18 protein-coding genes are annotated in these 23,046 nt (G+C 70.2%); 12 read left to right on the forward strand and 6 right to left on the reverse strand.

Going from position 1 to position 23,046, the window contains the following annotated elements:
* The first annotated feature begins 29 nt into the window (after positions 1-29).
* From K244_RS0114070 to K244_RS23170, 4 genes are all read left to right on the forward strand, one after another.
* The gene (locus K244_RS0114070) at positions 30-1,241 is read left to right on the forward strand and encodes a crosslink repair DNA glycosylase YcaQ family protein (RefSeq protein WP_020186920.1); all 1,212 of its coding nucleotides are present in this window, start codon (positions 30-32) and stop codon (positions 1,239-1,241) included.
* A 51-nt stretch (positions 1,242-1,292) separates the two neighbouring features.
* Entirely contained in the window at positions 1,293-1,763 is a 471-nt protein-coding gene (locus K244_RS0114075; protein WP_020186921.1) for a response regulator, read from the forward strand.
* Positions 1,764-1,848: 85 nt separating this feature from the next.
* Positions 1,849-2,808 (forward strand): transaldolase, encoded by a 960-nt coding sequence (tal, locus tag K244_RS0114080; RefSeq protein WP_020186922.1) that lies wholly within the window; start codon positions 1,849-1,851, stop codon positions 2,806-2,808.
* Positions 2,809-2,909: 101 nt separating this feature from the next.
* The gene (locus tag K244_RS23170) at positions 2,910-4,232 is read left to right on the forward strand and encodes a GSCFA domain-containing protein (protein WP_081761486.1); all 1,323 of its coding nucleotides are present in this window, start codon (positions 2,910-2,912) and stop codon (positions 4,230-4,232) included.
* 186 nt (positions 4,233-4,418) lie between these two features.
* Here K244_RS23170 and K244_RS0114085 read toward each other — a convergent pair whose 3' ends face one another.
* Positions 4,419-5,306, reverse strand: coding sequence for a MurR/RpiR family transcriptional regulator (locus K244_RS0114085; RefSeq protein WP_020186923.1), 888 nt, complete (start codon positions 5,304-5,306; stop codon positions 4,419-4,421).
* A gap of 213 nt (positions 5,307-5,519) precedes the next feature.
* Here K244_RS0114085 and K244_RS0114090 point away from each other — a divergent pair, with 213 nt between their 5' ends.
* From K244_RS0114090 to K244_RS0114110, 5 genes are all read left to right on the forward strand, one after another.
* On the forward strand, positions 5,520-7,025 hold the full coding sequence (locus K244_RS0114090; protein ID WP_020186924.1) for an amino acid permease: 1,506 nt from the start codon (positions 5,520-5,522) through the stop codon (positions 7,023-7,025).
* 76 nt (positions 7,026-7,101) lie between these two features.
* Positions 7,102-8,469, forward strand: coding sequence for a glutamine synthetase family protein (locus K244_RS0114095; RefSeq protein WP_020186925.1), 1,368 nt, complete (start codon positions 7,102-7,104; stop codon positions 8,467-8,469).
* Positions 8,470-8,594: 125 nt separating this feature from the next.
* On the forward strand, positions 8,595-9,980 hold the full coding sequence (locus tag K244_RS0114100) for an aldehyde dehydrogenase family protein (RefSeq protein WP_020186926.1): 1,386 nt from the start codon (positions 8,595-8,597) through the stop codon (positions 9,978-9,980).
* 285 nt (positions 9,981-10,265) lie between these two features.
* Positions 10,266-11,444 (forward strand): iron-containing alcohol dehydrogenase, encoded by a 1,179-nt coding sequence (locus K244_RS0114105; RefSeq protein ID WP_020186927.1) that lies wholly within the window; start codon positions 10,266-10,268, stop codon positions 11,442-11,444.
* Positions 11,445-11,449: 5 nt separating this feature from the next.
* Positions 11,450-12,328: a type 1 glutamine amidotransferase gene (locus K244_RS0114110; protein WP_036306800.1), complete on the forward strand. Its 879-nt coding sequence runs from the start codon at positions 11,450-11,452 to the stop codon at positions 12,326-12,328.
* Positions 12,329-12,777: 449 nt separating this feature from the next.
* Here K244_RS0114110 and K244_RS0114115 read toward each other — a convergent pair whose 3' ends face one another.
* From K244_RS0114115 to K244_RS0114125, 3 genes are all read right to left on the reverse strand, one after another.
* A complete protein-coding gene (locus tag K244_RS0114115; protein WP_020186929.1) occupies positions 12,778-13,590 on the reverse strand; it encodes a flagellar motor protein MotB in 813 nt (270 codons plus the stop codon).
* 1 nt (position 13,591) lies between these two features.
* Positions 13,592-14,362, reverse strand: a complete 771-nt coding sequence (locus K244_RS0114120) for a MotA/TolQ/ExbB proton channel family protein (RefSeq protein WP_020186930.1) — start codon at positions 14,360-14,362, stop codon at positions 13,592-13,594.
* Positions 14,363-14,493: 131 nt separating this feature from the next.
* Positions 14,494-15,504, reverse strand: a complete 1,011-nt coding sequence (locus K244_RS0114125; protein WP_020186931.1) for a KpsF/GutQ family sugar-phosphate isomerase — start codon at positions 15,502-15,504, stop codon at positions 14,494-14,496.
* A 197-nt stretch (positions 15,505-15,701) separates the two neighbouring features.
* Between K244_RS0114125 and K244_RS0114130 the strand changes: the two genes are divergently transcribed.
* Positions 15,702-17,159: an outer membrane beta-barrel protein gene (locus K244_RS0114130; protein WP_020186932.1), complete on the forward strand. Its 1,458-nt coding sequence runs from the start codon at positions 15,702-15,704 to the stop codon at positions 17,157-17,159.
* Between the two features lie 324 nt (positions 17,160-17,483).
* Here the strand turns inward: K244_RS0114130 and K244_RS0114135 are convergent, their stop codons facing one another.
* Positions 17,484-18,362 (reverse strand): UTP--glucose-1-phosphate uridylyltransferase, encoded by an 879-nt coding sequence (locus K244_RS0114135; protein WP_020186933.1) that lies wholly within the window; start codon positions 18,360-18,362, stop codon positions 17,484-17,486.
* A 261-nt stretch (positions 18,363-18,623) separates the two neighbouring features.
* On the opposite strand from K244_RS0114135, the gene K244_RS0114140 reads away from it, so the two are divergent.
* The gene (locus K244_RS0114140) at positions 18,624-19,844 is read left to right on the forward strand and encodes a lytic murein transglycosylase (protein WP_020186934.1); all 1,221 of its coding nucleotides are present in this window, start codon (positions 18,624-18,626) and stop codon (positions 19,842-19,844) included.
* Positions 19,845-19,893: 49 nt separating this feature from the next.
* A complete protein-coding gene (locus K244_RS22760; protein ID WP_024816511.1) occupies positions 19,894-21,333 on the forward strand; it encodes a GDSL-type esterase/lipase family protein in 1,440 nt (479 codons plus the stop codon).
* Between the two features lie 198 nt (positions 21,334-21,531).
* Here K244_RS22760 and K244_RS0114150 read toward each other — a convergent pair whose 3' ends face one another.
* Positions 21,532-22,956 carry a glutamate synthase subunit beta gene (locus K244_RS0114150; RefSeq protein ID WP_020186935.1) on the reverse strand — a complete coding sequence of 475 codons (1,425 nt, stop codon included), beginning with the start codon at positions 22,954-22,956 and terminating at the stop codon, positions 21,532-21,534.
* Positions 22,957-23,046: the final 90 nt, after the last annotated feature.

Genomic DNA, 23,046 nt, shown 5'->3' on the forward strand with positions numbered 1-23,046 from the left:
GGGGGCCGGCCGGGGTCATATCGCCAGCGATGATCGACCTCTCCCTCACGGAGGCGCGGCGCATCGCGCTTCTCGCCTGCGGCCTCGCGGGTCCGCGGCCCGCCCGCGCTGGCCCGGCGGCCCTGACCGCGCTCTACGACCGGCTGGCGATGACGCAGATCGACAGCGTCAACGTGCTCGCCCGCGCCCACCTGATGCCGGCGTTCTCCCGGCTCGGCGGCTACGACGTGGCCAGGCTCGACCGGATGCAGGCGGGGCCGAAGCGGGCGCTGTTCGAATACTGGGGGCACGAGGCCTCGCTGATCCGGACGGACCTCCAGCCGGCGCTGCGCTGGCGCATGCAACGGGCTCGGGAGGGGCGCGGGATCTACGCGGGGCTCGCCAGATTCGGGCGCGAGCGAAAGGACTTCGTGGAGGCGACGCTGGCCGAGGTCGCTCGCCGCGGGCCGCTGTCTGCCGGCGAACTCGGGGCGGGCGCCAAGGGCGAAGGCGGCTGGTGGGGCTGGAGCGAGGCCAAGATCGCGCTGGAATGGCTGTTCTGGGCGGGCCTCGTCACCACCCGCGCCCGCCGCGGCTTCGAGCGGATCTACGACCTCACCGAGCGCGCCCTGCCCCAGGCCGCGGCCCTGCCGACGCCGGACGAGCCGGAAGCGCAGCGGATCCTGCTGCGGGCCGCCGCCGGGGCGCTCGGAATCGCGACCGCGGGCGACCTCAGGGCCTACTGGCGCATCGGGCCGGAGGACGCCAAGGCGCGGATCCCCGAGCTGGTCGAGGCTGGCGACCTCGTCCCGGCGCGCGTCGAGGGCTGGTCGCAGCCCGCCTATCTCGCGCGCGGCGCCGAGCCTCCGAAGCGGCGGCCGCGGGCCGCGGCGCTGGTCTCGCCGTTCGACCCGCTGCTCTGGGAGCGCGACCGGGCCGAGAGGCTCTTCGGATTCCGCTACCGCATCGAGATCTATGTGCCAGCGCACAAGCGCGAGCACGGCTACTACGTGCTTCCTTTCCTGATGGGCGAGCGGATCGCCGCGCGTCTCGACCTCAAGGCGGACCGGGCCGCCGGCCGGCTGGTCGTCGCCGCCGCCCATCTCGAACCCGGGGCGCCGGCGGGCGAAACCGTCGAGGCGCTCGCGTCCGAGCTCGGGCGGTTGCGGGCGTGGCTCGAGCTGTCCGACGTCGCCGTCGCGCCGACAGGCGACCTCGCGCCGACGCTGCAGAGCCATCTCGGCGATGGCTTCCGGGGTTAACTTCGGTTAACCGGCGGTGAACGGGGAGTTAACGCGAGGGGAATCGCGGGGATGCGGGTGCTGATCGTCGAGGACGACATGGTGATCGCCGGCAATCTCGGCCCGATCATCACGCGGGCCGGCCATGATCTGGTCGGGCTGGCCGCCGACAAGGGAAGCGCAATCGCCCTCCTGCGGTCGACCCGGGTCGACTTCGCCTTCATCGACATCCATCTGCTCGACGGCTGGACCGGCGTCGATGTGGCCCGCGTCGCCGGGGAGGAAGGCGCGGTCGCGGTCTTCACCACGGCGAACCGCAGCCTGGTGCCGGCGGATTTCGCCGGCGCCTGCGGGGTGATCGAAAAGCCCTATCGCGACGAGCCGATCGAAGCCGCGCTCGCCTATGTCGCCGCCCGGCTCGCCGACGGCCGCGCCGCCGCCCCGCCGCCGCCCGGCCTCGAGCTGTCGCCGCAATGGGCCAAGCGGCTGAACGCGACCCGTCGCGCCCGGCCCGCCGCGACCGAAAGCCGGCCCGGCGTCTGAAGCGCTTGCGCTCCGGCGCGCGCGCCGGTATCGGCGAAGCGTTCCGGGCGGCCGCTCCGCTCGGCGACCCAGGGAGAGAGCCCGCATGGCCTCCAAGCTCGAGCAGCTCCGTCGGATGTCGGTGGTCGTGGCCGACACCGGCGAGATCGAAACCGTCCGCCGGCTCAAACCCCAGGACTGCACCACCAACCCGTCGCTCATCCTCAAGGCGGTGGACGGCGGCGCGGCGGCCGCGGTGGTCGACGAGGGCGTCGCCTGGGGCAAGCGCCAGTCGGGCGCGCCCGAGGCCGTCGCCCGCGCGGTCTGCGACCGGCTGGCCGTCTCGCTCGGGACCGAACTCAGCCGCATCGTGCCGGGCCGGGTCTCGACCGAGGTCGACGCCGACCTCTCCTTCGACGCCGAAGCGACCCTCGCCAAGGCCCGCGCCCTGATCGCCGACTACAAGGAGCGCGGCGTCGAGCGCGACCGCGTCCTGGTCAAGATCGCCGCAACATGGGAGGGCGCGCAGGCCGCCAAGATCCTCCAGGCGGAGGGGATCGACTGCAACATGACGCTGATCTTCGGCCTGCCGCAGGCGGCGATCTGCGCCGAGGCCAAGGCCTTCCTGATCTCGCCCTTCGTCGGCCGCATCCTGGACTGGCACGTCAAGGCCGGCGGCGGCCCCTACGCCGCCGAGGAGGACCCCGGCGTCCGCTCGGTCAAGGCGATCTACGCCGACTACAAGAGCCGCGGCGTCGAGACCGTGGTCATGGCGGCCTCGTTCCGCAACGCCGGCGAGATCGAGGCGCTGGCCGGCTGCGACCGGCTGACCATCAGCCCCGCCCTGCTCGACGAGCTGGCGGCGGCCGAGGGCGACCTGCCCCGCCGGCTCGACCCCGCGACGCCCGGCGACGCGCCCGCCCCCGCCCCCACCGACGAGGCCGGCTTCCGCTTCGCGCTCAACCAGGACCCGATGGCGACGGAGAAGCTTGCGGAGGGCATCCGCCAGTTCGTCAAAGACCTCAACACTTTGCGCGGCCTGGTGGCGAAGCGTCTGGAGAGTTGATCCGCTTCTGTCAGTCGGTTCGCTGACGCTTCGGCCGGGGAGGCTTTGACTCCTCTGGAGAAGGTGCTGCATCGTTAGCATCTGCAGCAGAGGGGAATGATATGACAGGAGAGATCGCCACGCTGTCCGACCCGCAAGAGCGGAGCAACAAGGTTGTTGCAATAGTCGATGGCAGGAAGCGAGTCATCGGTCCTTCTTTCAATCGCGGCGAGAGCGCGACCTTCGGTCCATCCGAAGCGCAGCTTGCGCGACCAACCGGGCTTCAGCGGTTCCTGACAACGGGCCTGATGCCGTCTGAGCGTTTTATCGACGCAGACACCACAATCGTCGCCTTTGGCAGCTGTTTCGCAAATAACATCAGTAACTACTTGAACGATATTGGCTACAACGTAGCCACTAAGCGGGATAACGTTGCCTACATCTCGCGAATGGGCGACGGCATGGTGAATACTTATGCCATTCGCCAGCAATTTGATTGGGCTTGGAATAACGTTGTGCCGAAGGGCGAGCTTTGGCAAGGCTACAATAAAGAACAGTTTGGCTACGATGAGTCAATTCGCGCGCGTACTGCCGAGCTTTTTGATGCGGCCGATGTCTTCATTATCACTCTTGGACTGTCGGAAATTTGGTACGACGAACCAACCGGCGAGGTGTTTTGGAGAGCGCTGCCAAAAGACAAGTTTGACCCGAGCCGTCACAAGTTTCGCGTGGCCGGATTTAACGAAAGCCTCGACAATCTTCGCGCGATCTACTCTTTGATCCGTGAGCGGAAGCCCGAAGCTTCGATCGTTTTCACCGTTTCACCGATCCCTCTTGCCGCAACCTTCCGGCCGATCTCCTGCATTGTCGCGAATGCCGAGTCGAAAGCTATCCTTCGCGCAGCATTAGGCGAACTCTTGCGGGATTATCAGCCTACAGACGGTAAGCTATTTTATTTCCCTTCCTATGAAATTGTGACAGAGGCGTTCCACCACCAGTTCGGAGGAGACAGACGCCATGTGCACCCTCACGTTCTAAATTTAAATATGAAAACCTTTGAGCGCTATTACTGCAAAACCGAGCTTTCTGACACTGATCTCGAAAATGTTTACGCAGAAACGATTCTACTTGACCGAGAGCTTGGGGGCGACAACAAAGGCGCGGCCAAAGCTCGAATCAGTCAAGAGAAGAAAGTTACGCGCGAACGTCTGCTCGCGCGGCACAAGGCTGGAAATCATGGGGCCATTAAAGCAGACAAATCGGCCAAGCGTGACATCAGAGAAAAGCGTCTTGCCGACAAGAAGGCGGCCCGGATAAAGCTACCCAAAGCTGTTGATGCTGGCCAAACCGCTGCCGCCCACGATCGGAAGGCTGCGAAACGGGCGGAACGCAAAGCTCGGGCGGCCAAGGCGGCCATCGCGACGAAGGGCGACAAACTCGCTTGACGACATCCTTGGGCGTCCGCTCGCGGGCTGCCGTATGGTGAAGCGAAGCGCCGCCGTGACCCGGCGGTCGCGTCGCGCCGAGCGGCGTTCGCGTGGCGAGCGCCGCTCCAAAAGTAGCAGGATGAGGCACGCGCCGGCTGGCGTCTTTCGGGTGTCTTCAGAGACTGAAGCGACGAACGCGCCCCTTCAATCCTCCCCCAGCATCTTCGCCCGGATCTGTTCGACGCGGCCGAGCCGTTCGGCGGCCTCGTGGCTCATGAGCTCCGTCACGCGCGCGACCAGCGCCTCGGTGACCGCCATCAGGCTGGTGAAGCTGTCCCAGGCGCCGGCGCTCTCGGTCGCGCCGATCAGCGTCGCCTCGGCCGAGGCCGCCGCCGGCGCGTCGGGCGCGTCGGTCAGCAGGATCACGGAGGCCCCCCGCTCCGCCGCGAAGGCGCAGAGCCGCACCACGTCCGGCTGGTAGCGCCGCACGTCGTAGGCGACCACGACGGTGCGGCGGCCGACGTCGATCAGCCGGTCCGGCCAGGTGGCCGACAGCGAGCCGATCTCCTCGACCCCGCCGCGCACGATCTCGAGGTGGCGCACCAATAGCCGCGCCAGCGCCTGGCTGAACCGCCCGCCGACGACGAGCACGCGCCGGCGCGGGTCCGACAGCCGCTTCGCCGCGGTTTCGAACGCGGCGCGGTCGAGCCCGCCGAAGGTCCCGGCGAGGTTCGCCGCCAGCTTCGCGCCGAAGGCGGCCAGCCGGTCGTCGCCCTCGGTGTGGGCCGTCGTCGCGCGATGGGCGGTCCAGCGGCCGAGGGGCGAGGCGCGCTCGCCGGCGAGCTCCGCCTTCAGCTGGTCCTGAAGGTCGCGCCAGGCCGCGAAGCCGAGCTTGGCGAGGAGCCGCAGCACGGTCTGCGAGCTCGCGCCGGCGCCGCGGGCGAAGCGCGCCATCGGCGCGAGGCCGGCGACGGGGTAATGCTCGCGCAGATGATCGGCGGCGCGTCGCTCCTGTGGCGTCAGCCCGCCGTCGATCTCGCGCAGGGCCTCCGCGACCGTTCGCGGCCGCCGCCCCGCCTCGCCATCAGTCATTTCCTGTCCCCAACCGCCCATTTGCGCGCCATGCCGAACTTAACGGCGCATGACGGCTCCGGACATATTGACAGACGATCCACGTGCGCGGAACGTTCATTCCAAACACGGGACGGTGAACAGATCGCCGCGGCATCGGACGGGGGACGCGTCGACCGGCGCGGAGACGAGGGCGCCGCGCTCGACCACTGACGGCAACGGGGATTGAGCGGCATGGCACAGGACGGCAAAGGCGGCGTCACCTACCAGACGGTGGACGCCGGATACTTCGAAAAGCGCGGGCTGACCCGCTATGCGGGCGTGGCGAGCCTCTGGGCGCTCGGCGTCGGCGCCGTCATCTCCGGCCACTTCTCCGGCTGGAACTTCGGCTTCGCCACCGGCGGCTGGGGCGGCATGCTGGTTGCGGGCCTGATCATCGCGGTGATGTACCTCGGCCTGACCTTCTCGATCGCCGAGATGTCGGCCGCCCTGCCGCACACCGGCGCGGCCTACTCCTTCGCCCGCACGGCGATGGGCCCCTGGGGCGGCTTCTTCACCGGCCTCTGCGAGAACGTCGAATATGTCATCACGCCGGCGGTCGTCGTCACCTTCATCACCGGCTACGTCAACTCGATCTTCGGCCTCGATCCCGCCTATTCGCCGCTGATCTGGCTGACCTTCTACGTGATCTTCGTGGCGCTGAACGTGTTCGGCCTGGAGCTGTCGTTCAAGGTGACGATGGTGTTCACGCTGCTCTCGCTCGCCGTGCTGGTGTTCTTCTGGGTCAGCGCGATCCCGCACATGGACTTCTCGCGCTGGGCGCTGAACATCGCGGCCGGCCCTGACGGCGCCCCGGTGGAGCTGCCCGAGGGCGGCGGATCGTGGTTCCCGTTCGGCGTCTCCGGCGTGCTCGCCACGCTGCCCTTCGCGGTGTGGCTGTTCCTCGCCATCGAGCAGTTGCCGCTCGCGGCCGAGGAGTCGGTCGATCCGGCGCGCGACATGCCGAAGGGCATCGTGCTGGGGATGGTCACGCTGATCGTCTCGGCCTTCATGATCGTGCTGCTCAACCCGTCGGTGGCGGGCGTGGGCTCGTTCCACCTCGCGACGGCGCTCGAGCCGCTGCTCGACGGCTTCAAGGCGGTCTACGGCGACGGCGGCGTCGTCATCCTGGGCATCGTGGCGCTCACCGGCCTGATCTCGAGCTTCCACACGATCCTCTACGCGCAGGGCCGGCAGATCTACTCGCTCTCGCGCGCGGGCTACTTCCCGCGCGGGCTGTCGGTGACGCACGCGACCTACCGCACCCCCTACGTCGCGATGATCGTGGGCTCGGTGGTCGGGTTCGGGGTGATGCTGATCATCTGGTTCGCGCTCGGCGCCGAGACCGCGGGCTCCACCATCGGCAGCGTGCTGCTCAACATGGCGGTGTCCGGGGCGATGTTCTCCTACATCGCGCAGGCGGTCTCGTTCATCCTGCTGCGCAAGAACGCGCCGCACATCAAGCGCCCGTTCAAGAGCCCGGCCGGCGTCGCCGGGGCGGTGCTGACGATCGTCATCGCGATCGTCACGCTGTTCTACCAGGTGCAGGACCCGAACTTCACCAAGGGCGTGCTCTGGGTGCTGGTCTGGTTCGCGATCGCGACCGTCTACTTCGCGCTCTACGGCCGTCACAAGCTTGTGCTCTCGCCGGAGGAAGAGTTCGCCCTGTCCGGCGGCAAGGGCGAGTACAAATCGCACTGAGCGCCGCACGGCGTGACGTCACGCACGCATCCCGGCCCCGCGGCCGGGATGCGGCAGTCGGGGCCCTTGAGACACCATGAGCGCGCCCTCGCCGCACACCGCCGAAAGCCTTCTCGCCGTGGCGTCGGAGCGCGGGCTCTCCCACGTCAAGGTCGGCGTGACGGACGCGGACGGCGTGCTGCGCGGCAAATACATGAGCCGCGAGAAGTTCGCCTCGGCGCTGGAGAAGGGCTTCGGCTTCTGCGACGTGATCTTCGGCTGGGATTCGAACGACCAGCTCTACGACAACACGAGCTTCACCGGCTGGCGGACGGCGTTTCCCGACGCGGAGGTCCGCCTCGTCCCCGAGACCGCGCGCGACCTGCCGCTCGAAGGCGACATGGTCTTCGTGCTGGGCGAGTTCGGGGGCCGGGCCGAGGCGCTGTGCCCGCGCGGGCTGCTGAAGCGCGTGCTCGCCCGCGCCGCGGACATGGGCTTTTCCGTCAAGGCCGCGGCGGAGTTCGAGTTCTTCCTGTTCGAGGAGACGCCGCGCTCGGTCCGCGACAAGGGCTACGCCGGCCTGACGCCGATGACGCCCGGCTTCTTCGGCTATTCCGTGCTGCGCTCGGGCGTCCACTCCGAGCTCTACGCCGATCTGCTCAAGCTCTGCGCTGACATGCGCATGCCGATCGAGGGGCTGCACACCGAGACCGGGCCGGGCGTGCTCGAGGCCGCGATCGAGGTCTCCGACGCGCTCGAGGCCGCCGACCGCGCCACGCTGTTCAAGACCATGACCAAGACCTTCGCCCAGAAACGCGGGCTGATGGCGACCTTCATGGCCAAGTGGTCCAAGGACTATCCCGGCCAGTCCGGCCATCTGCACCTGTCGCTGCAGGACGCGGACGGCGGCTCGGCCTTCCACGACGCGGCGAAGCCGCACGGCATGTCGGACGCCATGCGCTGGTTCGTGGGCGGGCAGCAGGCGCTGATGCCGGAGCTGCTCGCCATGGCCGCGCCGACGGTCAACGCCTACACCCGGATGGTCCCCGGCTTCTGGGCGCCGACCGACGCCACCTGGGGGGTGGAGAACCGCACCTGCGCGCTGCGCGTGATCGAGGGCGGCCCCAAGGCCCAGCGCGTCGAGTACCGCATCACCGCGGCCGACATAAACCCCTACGTCGCGCTCGCGGCGGCCCTCGGCTCGGGCCTCTGGGGGATCGCGAACCGGATCGAGCCGGACGCCCCCGTGACGGGCAGCGCCTACGACATGCGCCACCCGCCGGAACGCGCCCTGCCCCGCTCGCTCGGCGAGGCCGCGGCGCGGCTTGCGACGTCGAAGCCGGCGGAGGAGCTTTTTGGCGCCGCATTCGTGGAGCATTGGGCCGCGACCCGCGACTGGGAGCAGCGCGCGTTCAACAAGGCGATCACCGACTGGGAGCTGCAGCGCTATTTCGAAATCATCTGACCTGCGTCGTCCCGGACGCCCGAAGGGCGAGCCGGGACCGTCATCCGCGCGAAGCGCGTTTTTCTGACAACGATCCCGGCTCTCCGCGGCTGCCGCCGCTTCGGCCGGGATGACGGGTGCCTTTCATGACCGACCTCATCTGCATCTCCCCCATCGACGGCCGCGAGGTCGCGCGGCGGCCGATCGACAGCCCCGAGGCCCTCGCTCAGGCGGTCGCCGACGCCAAGCGCGCGCAGGCGGAGTGGGCGCATGTCCCGATCGCCGAGCGCGGCCAGAAGATGCTCGCCTTCCTCGAGGCGCTGCTCGGCCTCAACCAGCAGATCATCCCCGAGCTGGCGCTGCAGATGGGCCGCCCCGTGCGCTACGGCGGCGAGATGCGCGGCGTCGAAGAGCGGGTGAAGCACTGCGTCGCGATCGCCGAAAAGGCGCTGGCCCCGCTGGTCCCGGAGCCGAAGCCCGGCTTCCGCCGCATGATCAAGCGCACGCCGATCGGCGTCGTGCTGGTCATCGCGCCGTGGAACTACCCCTTCCTGACCGCGGTCAACACGATTGTCCCGGCGCTGATCGCCGGCAACGCGGTGCTGCTGAAGCACGCCAACCAGACGCTGCTGGCCGGCGAGCGGCTGCAGGAGGCGATGGACAAGGCGGGCCTGCCGAAGGGCCTGTTCCGCAACCTCTACCTCGGCCACGACGAGACCTCGGACCTGATCCGCTCCGGCGCGGTCGGCCACATCAACTTCACCGGCTCGGTCGGCGGCGGCCGCGCCATCGAGCGCGCCGCGGCGGGCACCTTCGCGAGCCTCGGGCTGGAGCTCGGCGGCAAGGACCCGGCCTACGTCCGGGCCGACGCCGACCTCGACTTCGCGATCGAGAACCTCGCGGACGGCGCCTTCTACAACTCCGGCCAGTGCTGCTGCGGGATCGAGCGCGTCTACGTGCACGAGAGCCTCTACGACCGCTTCGTGGACGGCGTCGTCGAGGCCGCGTCGAAGTACGTGCTCGGGAACCCGCTCGACGACGCCACCACGCTCGGGCCGATGTCCGCCACCCGCTTCGCGGAGACCGTCCGCGCCCAGACCGCGGAGGCGATCGCCAAGGGCGCGAAGGCCCATCTCGACCCGCGCGCCTTCGCGGCCGACAAGGCCGGCACCCCCTATCTGGCTCCCCAGGTGCTCACCAACGTCGACCACTCCATGAGCGTGATGATGGAGGAGAGCTTCGGACCCGTGGTCGGCATCATGAAGGTCTCGGGCGACGAGGAGGCGCTGCGGCTGATGAACGACAGCCCCTACGGCCTCACCGCCTCGATCTGGACCAGGGACATCGGCCTCGCCGAAGCCCTCGGCGACCGGGTCGAGACCGGCACCGTGTTCATGAACCGCTGCGACTACCTCGACCCCGCGCTCGCCTGGACCGGCGTCAAGGACACCGGCCGCGGCGCCGGGCTCTCCGAGATCGGCTTCCACACGCTGACGCGGCCGAAAAGCTTCCATCTCCGCGAGATGACGTAATCTCCTTGATCCCTCCTCGCGCCGAAGGCGTGGGGAGGGTGGCCCGCCGCGCAGCGGCGGGTCGGGGGGGGCCTTCCACGCCGCGGCGGCGGATGAGGCCTTCAGGACGACGCGGGACGCCTCCGACGTGAACGGGCGCCTCGGTCGACCCGGAGGCGCACCCCACCCGACCTCGCTGACGCGAGGCCACCCTCCCCTGTCTCAGGGGAGGGATCCCCTCACGCAGCCAGGCCACGACGTCGCTCGTGCCCGCCCATCGACCGCATTCCTGCCGCGAGATCGCCCATGACCAGCCCCTTCGCCGCCGCCTGGAACTACCCGACCCGCGTCCTCGTCGGCCCCGGCCGCATCGCGGACCTCGGCGAGGCCTGCGCCCAGGCCGGGATCGCGCGGCCGCTGCTCGTCACCGATCCCGGACTGATGAGCACGCCGCTCGTCGCGCGTGCGCTTGACATTCTGGAGCGCGCCGGGCGCCCCGCGACCGTGTTTTCCGAGGTGAAGGGCAACCCGACCAACGCCAACGTCGAGGCCGGGGTCGCGGCCTACAGGGCTGCGGGGGCCGACGGCGTCGTCGCCTTCGGCGGCGGTTCCGGGCTCGACGTCGGCAAGATGGTCGCCTTCATGGCCGGCCAGACCCGGCCGATCTGGGACTTCGAGGACGTGGGCGACTGGTGGACCCGCGCCGACGCCGCGGCGATCGCGCCGATCGTGGCGGTCCCCACCACCGCCGGCACCGGCTCCGAGGTCGGCCGCGCCGCGGTCGTCACCAACGAGGCGAGCCACGAGAAGAAGATCATCTTTCACCCGAAGATGCAGCCGGCGGTCGTCATCCTCGACCCCGAACTGACGGTCGGGCTGCCGCCCAAACTCACGGCCTGGACCGGCTTCGACGCGCTCGCCCATTGCCTCGAGGCGTTTTCCGCCCCCGGCTTCCACCCCATGGCGGACGGCGTCGCCGTAAACGGCGCCCGGCTGATCAAGCTCTACCTGCCCCGCGCCGTGGCCGACGGCGCCGACATCGAGGCGCGCGCCAACATGCTGGCCGCAGCCAGCATGGGAGCGACCGCGTTCCAGAAGGGCCTCGGCGCCATCCACTCGCTGTCGCACCCCGTCGGCGCGCTCTACGACACCCACCACGGCCTCACCAACGGCGTGGTCATGCCCTACGTCCTCCTCGCCAACCGCGCGGCGATCGAGGAGCGCTTCACCCACCTCGCCCGCTCGTTCGAGATCGACGGCGGGTTCGACGGGTTCATCGACTGGATCCTGCGCTTCCGCGAGGACCTGCACGTGCCCCATTCGCTGGCCGAACTCGGCGTGGACGAGAGCCGCATCGACGAGATGGCGGAGAAGGCCGAGCGCGATCCCTCGACCGGCGGCAATCCCATCCCGTTCAAGGCCGCCGACTTCGCGCGGCTCTACCGCGCCGCGATCCGCGGCGACCTCGACGCGGCGCGGGCGTGACGGCGATGCGCCCGCTGCGCCTCCTCGTCGTCGAGGGCAACCCCAAGGCCATGCGCGAGCGGCACGCGGCCGTCTCAGGACAGACGCCGAGCGCGTTCTACGCCGACATCCTCTCGGGACTCGCGGCCGACGAGACACTCGAGGCCACGGTCGACATCTGCTTTCCGGCGGACGAGGGCGCGAACCTGCCGGACGGCTCGGACCTCGCATCCTACGACGGCGTCGCGATCACCGGCTCCGGGCTCAACCTCTGGAAAGCGGAGCGCGAGTCTCTGGTCCAAGTCGACTTCGCCCGCGCGGTCTACGACGCCGGCGTCCCGTTCTTCGGCTCGTGCTGGGGCCTGCAGGTGGCCGCGGTCGCAGCGGGCGGCGAGGTGAAGCTGAACCCGCAAGGCCGCGAGATCGGCATCGCCCGCGCGATCCACATCACCGACGCCGGCCGCGGCCATCCGCTCCACGCCGGCCGCACCCAGGTGTTCGACGCGCCGGCGATCCATTCCGACGAGGTGGCGGCCGTGCCGCCGGGCGCGATCGTGACCGCGACCAACGATCTCTGCGCCGTGCAGGCGGCCGAGATCCGGCACGGCGCCGGCGTGTTCTGGGGCGTTCAGTTTCACCCCGAGTACACCTTCGCCGAACTCGGCGGGATCCTGTCGCGCTACACGCCGATCATGCTGGAAGAGGGTTTCTTTCGCGACGGCGAGGAGGCCGCCGGCTACATCACCGATCTCGTGGCGCTCGACGCCGATCCCGGCCGCAAGGACGTCGCCTGGCGCCTCGGCGTCGCGCCCTCCGTGCTCGACCCGAAGATCCGCCGCACCGAGCTGATCAACTGGCTGAAGCTGCAGGTGCTGCCGACGGCGAGCGCGCGCGTGAGGGGGTGAGGCGCAGCGGCCGGGTGCTTTCTGCTGACGCCAACCCCACTCGGCCGGGCTTACGCCCGTCCACCCTCCCCTCCCAGGGGAGGGATTCCCGCGCCTCGTCTTCCACCCCCGCAGAACCGGGCGCGGGCGATCCTCCTCGCGCCGCAAGCGTGGGGAGGGTGGCCTCGGCGATAGCCGAGGCCGGGTGGGGCCTTGGGCGTAGGGCGCGATAGCGTTCGGGAGCCTCATCCTGAAGCCCACCCCGCCCGGCCGAACTTACGGCCGTCCACCCTCCCCTGTCCCAGAGGAGGGATCTCCGCGCCTCGTCTTCCACGCCGCAGAACCGGGCGCGGGCGATCCCTCCTCGCGCCGAAGGCGCGGGGAGGGTGGCCTTGGCGAAGCCGAGGTCGGGTGGGGTCTTGGGCGTAGGGCCCGGTCGCGGCACCAGCGTGGAGCCCAACGGGAAAACTCTACGGCTTCAGGTCCATCGGCAGCGCCCCGGGGGCGGCGGTGAGCGAGATCGTCACGCGGCGGTTGGCGGCGATCTGCGGGGCGTCGGGGAACATCGGGTCGGTCGCGGCCTTGCCCTGCACCACGGTGAAGCGGCCGTCCGGAACGCCGTTCGAGGCCAGAAGCTCCCGCGCCGCGCTCGCCCGGTCGGCGGACAGGCGCCAGGCGTCGAGCGATCCGGCCTCGGACACGCCGGCCGCCGTGTGGCCGGTGACGTAGATCGGATAGTTCAGCGCGCGGATCGTCGGCGCCATGGCCGTCAGCGCGTCGACGATGCGCTGCGAGGGCCGCGCCGAACCGGGCTGGAACATCGAGCGGCCGTCCTGGTCGATCAGCGAGATCGACACGCCCTCGGAGTTGTCTTCGACGACGATCTGGTTCGAGACGTCGGCGATCTCCGGCATGGCGCGCAGCGCCTGGCGCAGGCTCGCGGCGGCGCGGGCGTAGCCGCGGGCGACCGCCGCGGTGTCCGCCTTGTCCTTGGACAGCGGCCCCGACAGGTTCGCGGAGTCGTTCATGGTCTTGGCGCTGTTGTTCAGCAGCTCCGTGCGCGTCGGCGTGCCGCCGACGTCGATCACGCCCGCCGCCACGATCTCCCGCTGCGAGCCGAAGGCCTCGCGCATGGAGCCGGCGACCGCCGCCATCTTCTTCTTGTCCTGGTTCGAGAACGCGACCAGCACCACGAAGAAGGCCATCAGCAGGCCCATCAGGTCGGCGAAGGTGACGAACCAGCCGTGTCCGCCGCCGTGGTCGGCGTGTTTCTTCTTGGCCATGTCAGGCCGCCGCCTCGATGACGGCGGCGCGTTGTTTCTCGGGCAGGTAGGCGATCAGCATTTCCTTGACCACCGCCGGGCTCTTGCCGGCGCGCAGCTGGAGCACGCCGTCGATCACCAGCGTCTGGTTCAGCTCGTCATGGGCGAACTTGATGGCGAGCTTGTCGGCGATCGGCAGGAAGAAGAAGTTGCCGACGACGGCGCCGTAGAGCGTCGCGAGCAGCGCGATGGCCATGAACACGCCAAGCTTCGACGGGTCCGACATCTCGGCGAACATCTGCACCATGCCGATCAGCGTCCCGATCATGCCGAAGGCCGGCGCGCAGTCGCCGATGCCGCGGAACACCTTGCCGGCCATCTCCAGCCGGTGAAGGTTCAGGTCGCGCTCGCGCTCCAGGGTCTCGCGGATGAAGGTCTCGTCGAAGCCGTCGGCGACGTAGCGCACCCCCTTGGCGAGGAAGGGATCATGCGGGGTCGCCTTGTCGAGCCCGACCGGGCCGGACTTGCGCACGATCGCCGCCATCTCGGCGATTTCGGCGATCAGGTCGCGCGGGTTGCCGTGGCTGCCGCGGAAGACGGTCTTGATAGCGGTCGGAAAGGACGAGAGGAACGCGCCCAGTTCGAACCGGATCAGGGTGGCGGTGATCGAGCCGCCGAAGATCACGATGACGGCGTGCTCGGAGTAGTAGCGCTCCAGCCCGCCGCCCTCGTGGATCAGGAAGCTGAGGACGCCGATGCCGCCGACGAAGCCGATGATGGTCGCGAAATCCATGTCCGCCCCTTGCGCGCGCCGCACCGGAATCCTTCCGCGGCCGTAGGGCGGATGGTGAAGATTCCCGGTTAAGGCGGCGTGAAGGCGATGACGAAGCGGCCATCCGCGCGATTACGGATGGCGCGCCAGCCTCAGGCCACGCCGAGCTTCAGCAGGTCGTGGATGTGGACGAGGCCGACCGGCTCGCCGCCGTCGACGACGAACAGGGCGGTGATCGCCCGGCTCTGCAACTCGCTCAGCGCCTGGGCGGCGAGGTCGCTCGAGCGCACCGTGCGCGGCGAGCGGGTCATGACCTCCTCGACCGTCATGGCGGTGAGGCCGGGGCCCATGTGGCGGCGAAGGTCGCCGTCGGTGACGATGCCGACCAGCGCTCCGCCCGCGTCCGTGACGCCGACGCAGCCGAAGCTCTTCGCCGACATGACGATCAGCGCCTCGGACATCTTGGCGCCGACGGGGACGAGCGGCACGGCCTCGCCCTGGTGCATGGCGTCGCGCACGAAGGTGAGCACCGCGCCGAGCTTGCCGCCGGGGTGGAAGCGGCGGAAGTCGGACGGCGTGAAGCTGCGGCTCTCCAGCAGCGCGACGGCGAGCGCGTCGCCGATCGCCATCTGCATGGTGGTCGAGGTGGTGGGGGCGAGGCCGTGCGGGCAGGCCTCGGTCGCGCGCGGCAGCACCAGCGCGATGTCAGCCTCGCGCCCGAGCGCGCTGTCCTCGCGCGAGGTGACGGCGATCAGCGGCACCCGGAACCGGCCGGTGTAGTGCACCATGTCGCGCAGTTCCGCGGTCTCGCCGGACCACGACAGCGCGAGCACCACGTCGTCGGAGGTGATCATGCCGAGGTCGCCGTGGCTGGCTTCGGCCGGGTGCACGAAGAAGGCCGGTGTGCCGGTGGAGGCGAAGGTCGCCGCGATCTTGCGGCCCACGTGGCCGCTCTTGCCCATGCCGGAGACGATGGTGCGCCCGCGCGCCGCCGCGATCGTCTCGACCGCGCGCGCGAAGGGATCGCCCAGGGCGCCGTTCAACGCCGCGGCGAGCTCCGAAAGGCCCGCGGCTTCGGTCTCGACCGTGCGCAGCGCCGAGGCGACGGACTGCGCCGGCGTCGTCAGACCGGGCGACGGAGGGGTGCGCAGAGGTTCGGCCATCGAACGGATCAGTCCTGGAATGCGACGGGTCCGCAAGGCCCGGAGGCCCGGCGGACCCCCTAACTAGCACCGCCGCCGCGACCGCGCCAAGCGGGCCCGCGGCAAGGCTTTGTTAACCACGATGGTTTCAAGGTCGTTAACCACGCCGCCGGTTCGCGCCGCGCCGGTCCCCGTCCACGCGCCGTTCCAAGGACGCCATGCCGCGCGCGCAGCGCCTTGCAGCCCTCGCCCTCGTCGCGCTCGTCGCGGCGGCCGGCGTCGCGCGCGGTCAGGAGGCCCTCGACGACGAACCGCTGCGCCGGCTCGACCCCGACACGCTCGCCGGCGGCGACTACGGCGGGACCGAGCCCCAGCCGCTCGCCGGCGGGACCTACGGCCGCGAGCCGCAGGCCGCGCCGCGCGCCGGGGTCGAGGAGCCGCTCGCCACCCAGCTCCAGATCGGCGATCCGCTGGCGGGCTCGCGGGCCGGCCTCGGCGCGCCGCCGCGGGCGCCGCGCGCGCGCCGGCTCGCGGACGAGCCCTACAGCCCCACCGGCGTCCGGGCGGGCGCCTTCATCCTGCGGCCGACGCTCGAGAGCACCGCCGGCTACGACACCAACCCGAACGAGGTGAAGAGCGGCGGCAAGGGCTCGGCCTACGGGCGCCTCCGCGGCGACCTCGACGCGGTCTCCGACTGGTCGCGCCACCAGCTCGAGGTGAGGCTCAGCGGCCAGATCCGCAAGTTCACCAACGCCCCCGAGATCGGCCTGGAGCCGCAGGCGAGCGCGACCGTCGACGGCCGGATCGACGTGACCGACGACACGCAGATCGTCACCCAGCTGCGCGCCTCGATCACCACCTCGAGCCCCGGCGACCCGGAGACCGAGAACGACGTCGACGGCGACGAAATCCAGAAGTCCTACGGCGCGACGCTGGGCGTGGCGAAGCGCTTCAACCGCTTCAGCCTGCAGCTGGACGGGCTGGTGGACCGCTACCTCTACGACGACAGCAAGCTGCTCGACGGCAGCGAGCTCGACAACTCCGACCGGATCTACAACGCCTACGAGGTCCGGCTACGCGGGGCCTACGAGCTCTCGCCGCGGCTGCAGCCCTTCGCCGAGATCGCGGTCGACACGCGCGACTACGACAAGCGCGAGGACGACGCGGGCAAGACGCTGGGCTCCTCCGGCTACGCGCTGCGGGCCGGCGCGAAGTTCGAGGCGACCCGGCTGATCACCGGCGAGCTGGCGCTCGGCTACGGCCGCCAGACGCCGAAGGAGAACAGCCTCGATCCGGTCGAGGGCCTGCTGATCGACGGCTCGATCGCCTGGGTCCCGACCGCGCTCACCACCGTCCGGCTCAACGCCCGCAGCGCGCTGCAGGAGACCAACCTCACCGGCGCGAGCGGCGTGCTGACGCGCTCGGTCGGCGTGGCGGTCGAGCATGCGCTGCGCCGGAACGTGCTGCTGACGGCGCGCGCGACGGTCGAGCGCCTGAACTACAAGGGCATCGGCCGCGTCGACGACGCCCTCACCCTGGCGCTCGAGGGCGAGTACCGGTTGAACCGGTCGCTCTCGCTCATCGGCAGCTTCCAGCACGAGAAGCTCGCGAGCTCGGAAAGCGGCGAGGGCTACAGCTCCTCGATCATCGAGGTCGGCCTGCGTTTGAGGCGGTGAGGCGGGCGGGGTCGTCCATACGCCATACACGCGCCGTCACGGATGGACCGCGCTCACCGATGTGTGCCGGACGCGCGACCACCGCTTCCCTTCTCGCCTTGCGGGAGAAGGTGGACGGCGGCGTCAGCCGCCGGCCGGATGAGGGGTCGTCGGAGACCTCCTGAACAGCGCCCAAGGATGTCCCAGACGACCCCTCATCCCAACCGTCTCCGCAAGGGGAGAAGGGGACTCCGACGTCGCGTTCCACCCTGACGATGGGCCCTTCGGTCAAGCCGGAGGACGACGTCGCAGGTAAGAACAGCGGTGGCGGATGCGAGGCTCGCCTCAGCCCCTGAGCAGGGCCTCGAGCTCCTTGCGGAAGTCGCCCGCCAGATCGTCGCGCTCGAGCGCGTAGGCGACGTTTGCGGTGAGGAAGCCGATCTTGGAGCCGGTGTCGAACACCCGGCCCTCGAAGGCGAAGCCCGAGAAGGCCTGCTCCTTCGCCAGCGAGAGCATGGCGTCGGTGAGCTGGATCTCGCCGCCGGCGCCCGCCTCCTGCTTCGCCAGCAGGGTGAAGATCTCGGGCTGCAGGATGTAGCGGCCCGAGATGGCGTAGTTCGATTCCGCCGTGCCCGGCTTCGGCTTCTCGACCATTGAGGTCATCTTGAAGCCCTTGCCGATCTTTTCGCCGGCGCCGACGATGCCGTACTGGTGCGTCTGGTCGTCCGGCACCTCGTAGGTCGCGACCACGTTGCCGCCGGCGGCGTTGTAGACGTCGATCATCTCGGCGAGGCAGCTGCGTTCCTCGCCCTGGTGCAGCATGTCCGGCAGCAGCAGGGCGAAGGGCTCGGCGCCCACGAGTTCGCGCGCGCACCACACCGCGTGGCCGAGGCCGAGCGGCTCCTGCTGGCGCGTGAAGCTCGCCTGGCCGGCGCTCGGCAGGTCCTCCTTGAGGAGGCGCAGCGCGTCGAGCTTGCCGCGGCGCTCCAGCGTCGCCTCGAGCTCGAACTGCTTGTCGAAGTGATCTTCGATGACGCCCTTGTTTCGCCCGGTGACGAAGATGAAATGCTCGATGCCGGCCTCGCGGGCCTCGTCCACCACGTGCTGGATCACCGGCCGGTCGACCACCGTCAGCATCTCCTTCGGCACCGCCTTGGTGGCGGGCAGGAAGCGGGTGCCGAGGCCCGCGACGGGAAACACGGCCTTGCGGATGGGACGGGACATTGGTTCTCCGGGCGTTCGCGTCTTCTTGTGAACGGCGGTCCATTGGCCGTCGTCCGGGCGTAGTTTTGGGGCTGAGAGCCGCCGCGTAAAGGCGCGGCGTGGAAGGAGGGCGACGCAAGACCGATTTGGGGCGCTCACGTCCTGCTGATCATCAAGGCCCAACGCGGTTAACCGAATGCAAACTCTGGCGCGTATGCTGCCTGCAGACATGATGAACGCAATCGGGCGGCTTCGGCGGCCCGGCTCAGAGGAGACGTCGACATGCGCCTTGCAGGTCGCCCCGTCCGATTCGCCAGCGCCACGCTGACCGCCGCCCTGCTCGGCCTCGCCTTCGCGAGCCCGGCCGCGGCGGATGCGATCGACCAGCGGTTCCAGGCCTTCGTCGCCCAGCTCCGCCCGCAGGCGGCGGCCGCGGGCGTCAGCGCCGGGACCTTCGACCGCGCCTTCCGGGGACTGAAGCCGGACCGGGAGGCGATCGAGAAGTCGCAGTACCAGCCCGAGTTCAAGACGACGATGGCTCAGTACATCGACACGCGGGTGTCGGACACGCGCATCAACGCAGGCCGGACGAACTACCAACAGTGGGGCAAGACGCTCGCGGCGCTCGAGCGCTCGACCGGCGTCGACCGCTACGCCATCCTCTCGGTCTGGGGCATGGAGACCAATTACGGCGGCTCCATGGGCGGCCACAACGTCATCGAGGCGCTTGCGACGCTGGCCTGCTGCCAGCCGCGCCGGCCGGAGTTCTTCCGCAAGGAGCTGATCTCGGCGCTGCAGATCCTGCAGCGCGGCGACGTGACGCCGGAAAACATGATCGGCTCCTGGGCCGGCGCCATGGGCCACACCCAGTTCATGCCGACGAGCTTCAAGGCCTACGCCGCCGACGGCGACGGCGACGGCCGTCGCGACATCTGGACCTCGGTGCCGGATGCGCTGGCCTCGACCGCGAACTATCTGAAGAAGCACGGCTGGCGCTCCGGCGAGACCTGGGGCTACGAGGTCATCATCCCGGCGGGCATGAACGCCAAGGCCGGCGCCAAGATGCCGCTCGGCCGGTGGCAGGCGGCGGGCGTGCAGCGCGCCTCCGGCGGCGGCTTCGCACGGGCGACCGACGTCGCGACCCTGCTGCAGCCGGCCGGCCCGCGCGGGCCGTCGTTCCTGATGATGCAGAACTTCCGGGTCATCAAGCGCTACAACAACGCCGACAGCTACGCCCTCGCGGTCGGGCACCTCGCCGACCGCATCCGCGGCGGCGGCGCCTTCGTGACGCCGTGGCCGAACCACGACAAGCCGCTGGACGAGCAGGAACGGCTGGAGCTGCAGGCCCTGCTCGCCCGCCGCGGCTTCGCCATCGGCGAGCCGGACGGCAAGATCGGGCCCGCGACGCGGGAGGCGATCATGTCCTACCAGCAGCGCCAGGGCCTCGCGCCCGACGGCTACGCCGGCGTCTCGCTGCTCCGCCACCTGCGCTCGGCCCGCTGAGGAGCCGGCCGCATGGTCGGAGCCGGAGGATCATGGTAGCGTTCGCCCCATGATCCGGCGCATCCCGACCGGCGCGTCCCCCGCGCGCCTGCTGGCCGTCAGTCTGGCCTTGAGCGGGCTTGCACTCTCGCTCGCGCCGGCTTCGGCCCAGGACGGCTACTACCGCCGCTACTACGACCCGCCCGTCGGCTACGTGCGGGAGCGGTCCTACGACCGCTACGACGAAGACCGCATGATCGACGAGCGGGTCAACGCCTACCGGCGCGAGGCGCTCGCGCGCCGCGAGGCGGAGCGGCGGCGGGCCTTGGACGACGCCGCCCGCTACGTGCGCCGGCGCGAGAGCCAGCCCAACTTCCTGCAGCGCCTGTTCGGCGCGCGGCCGCGCGACCCCGAAATCGACGACGGCTGGACCGCCCGCCGCGATCCCGGCGCGGTCGAGGTGCGGCCGAAGCCGCGCGCCCGGCGCAAGCCCGCGGAACCCACCCCGACCCCGGTGCCGCCGATCCCGACCGGCGATCCCAGCGCGCCCGTGGCGCCGCCCAGCGTCTTCGTCGCCGTGCTGGGCGACAGCGTCGCGGACGGCCTCGCCGGCGGGCTGCAAGAGGCCTTCGCCGACGCGCCCGAGATCGGCGTCAAGCGCTACGCCCGGCCCAACGCCGGCCTGGTGCGCGCCGACTACCACGACTTCGCCGAAGCCGCGCAGAAGGCGGTCGACGAGGGTCCGCTCGCCTATGCTGTGATCGACGTCGGCGTGAACGATCGCCAGCCCTTCCTCGACATGCGCGACGCGGCCCCGCTCTCGGCGCCTTGGCGCGAGCGCTACCTCGCGCGGGTCGACGCGCTGATCGCGCCGTTCAAGGCGAAGAAGATCCCGGTCTATTGGGTCAGCCTCGCGCCGTCCTCCAGCGCGCGTGCGAACTCCGACTTGATCGCGCTCAACGCGATGGTGAAGGAACGGGTGCAGGCCGCGGGCGGGACCTTCGTGGACGTCTGGGAAGGCTTCGTCGACGAGAACGGCGACTACGCCGCCGTGGGCCCCCAGCTCGACGGCCAGAACGCGCGCCTGCGCCTCGAAGACGGGGTGCATTTCTCCAAGGCCGGCTCCCGCAAGCTCGCGCACTACGTCGAGCAGGAGATCCGCAAGTCCTACCAGCCGAAGCCGGCGGAGGCGCTGATCGGCGCGACGCCGAACGGCGGCGACCCCAACGTCTCGCCGCTGGTCGACCGGCCAAAGCCGCTTGCGGGACCCGTGGTGGTGCTGACGGCGCCGCGGCGCTCCGAGGGCGGCGCGCTGGTCGGCGGCGCAGGCTCGGGCGCGCGTTCGGACGCGGTGGAGCGCCTGCTGGTGCGCGGCGAAGCGCTGACCGCCGACCCCGGCCGTCTCGACGACCACCGCTGGCCTGGCGCGGAGGCCGCGAAGGCCGATCCCGCCAAGCCGGACGCGGGCAAGCCAGACGCCCCCGCCGAGGCCGCGGCGCCGAAGCCCTGAGCTTCAAGACGCCCTGAGACGCGCCGGCCCCGGCGCCGCCCGCTCGTGTCCCGGACTTGATCCGGGACCCAGAATCACGGCGCGGCGAGAAAAGTACGCGGGCAGCTGCTCGATCGCTCTCCCGCCCGCGGGTCTGGGTCCCGGATCAAGTCCGGGACGCCAGCGGCGCGATGCTTCAAGTTGTTGTGGCGGTCGCCGTCAGCGCGGGAGCTTGGACGAGCCCATCAGGAAGGTGTCGATCGCGTTGGCGGCCTGACGGCCCTCGCGGATCGCCCACACCACCAGCGACTGGCCGCGGCGCATGTCGCCGGCGGCGAACACCTTCGGGTTCGAGGTGACGTAGCTCTTCTCGTCCGCCAGCACGTTGCCGCGCTTGTCGAGCGCGACGCCGGACTGCTCGACGAGGCCCTCCTTCAGCGGCCCGGAGAAGCCGAGCGCGATGAAGACGAGATCGGCTTTGAGGACGAACTCGGAGCCTGGGACTGGCTGGCGCTTGGCGTCGGCGCGGGCGCACTTCACGCCCACCACCTTGCCGTTCTTGCCCTCGATGCCGAGCGTGACCGCCGCGAACTCGCGGTCGGCACCCTCGGCCTGGCTGGACGAGGTGCGGAACTTGGTCGGCCAGTACGGCCAGGTCAGCAGCTTGTCCTCGACCTTCGGCGGCACCGGCCGGATGTCGAGCTGCGTGACCGAGATCGCGCCCTGGCGGAACGAGGTGCCGACGCAGTCGGAGGCGGTGTCGCCGCCGCCGATGACGACGACGTGCTTGGCGAAGGCCTCGACCGGGGTTTCAGGAATGTGGTTCTCGAAGCCGACGCGGCGGTTCTGCTGCACCAGGAACGGCATGGCGTAGTGCACGCCCTTGAGGTCCTGGCCCGGCAGCTGCGGATCGCGCGGGTGCTCCGCGCCGCCCGCGAACAGCACGGCGTCATGCCCCTCGACCAGCTCGGAGACCGGCGTGGTGACGCCGACGTTCACGCCGTAGTGGAACGTGACGCCCTCGGCCTCCATCTGCTCGACGCGCCGGTCGATGTGGCGCTTCTCCATCTTGAAGTCCGGGATGCCGTAGCGCATCAGGCCGCCGGCCTTGGGCTCGCGCTCGTAGACGTGGACGTCGTGGCCCGCGCGGGCGAGCTGCTGGGCCGCCGCCATGCCGGCGGGGCCGGAGCCGACGATCGCCACCGTCTTACCGGTCTTGGCCTCCGGCGTCTCGGGCGCGATCCAGCCGTTGGCCCAGGCCTTGTCGGCGATCGCCTGCTCGACCGTCTTGATCGCGACAGGGGTGTTTTCGAGGTTCAGCGTGCACGCCTCCTCGCAGGGGGCGGGGCAGATGCGGCCGGTGAACTCCGGGAAGTTGTTGGTGGAGTGGAGGTTGCGGGAGGCCTCCTTCCAGTCGTCGGCGTAGACGAGGTCGTTCCAGTCCGGGATCTGGTTGTTGACCGGGCAGCCCTGCGGCCCGTGGCAGAACGGGATGCCGCAGTCCATGCAGCGCGCCGCCTGGCCCGCCACTTCGGCGTCCGACAGCGGCAGCGTGAACTCGCGGTAGTGCCGGATGCGGTCGGACGCCGGCTGATACCGCGCTTCCTGCCGGTCGATCTCAAGAAAGCCTGTAACCTTGCCCATCGTATGGTCTCCTCCCGCGGAGGCCCTTGTCGCTAGCGCGCCCGGCGCGTCGGTCTCCGGCCCGAGCGCCTGAGGCGCTTGGCCGATCGT

This window comes from Methylopila sp. 73B (assembly GCF_000526315.1).
Classification (GTDB): domain Bacteria; phylum Pseudomonadota; class Alphaproteobacteria; order Rhizobiales; family Methylopilaceae; genus Methylopila.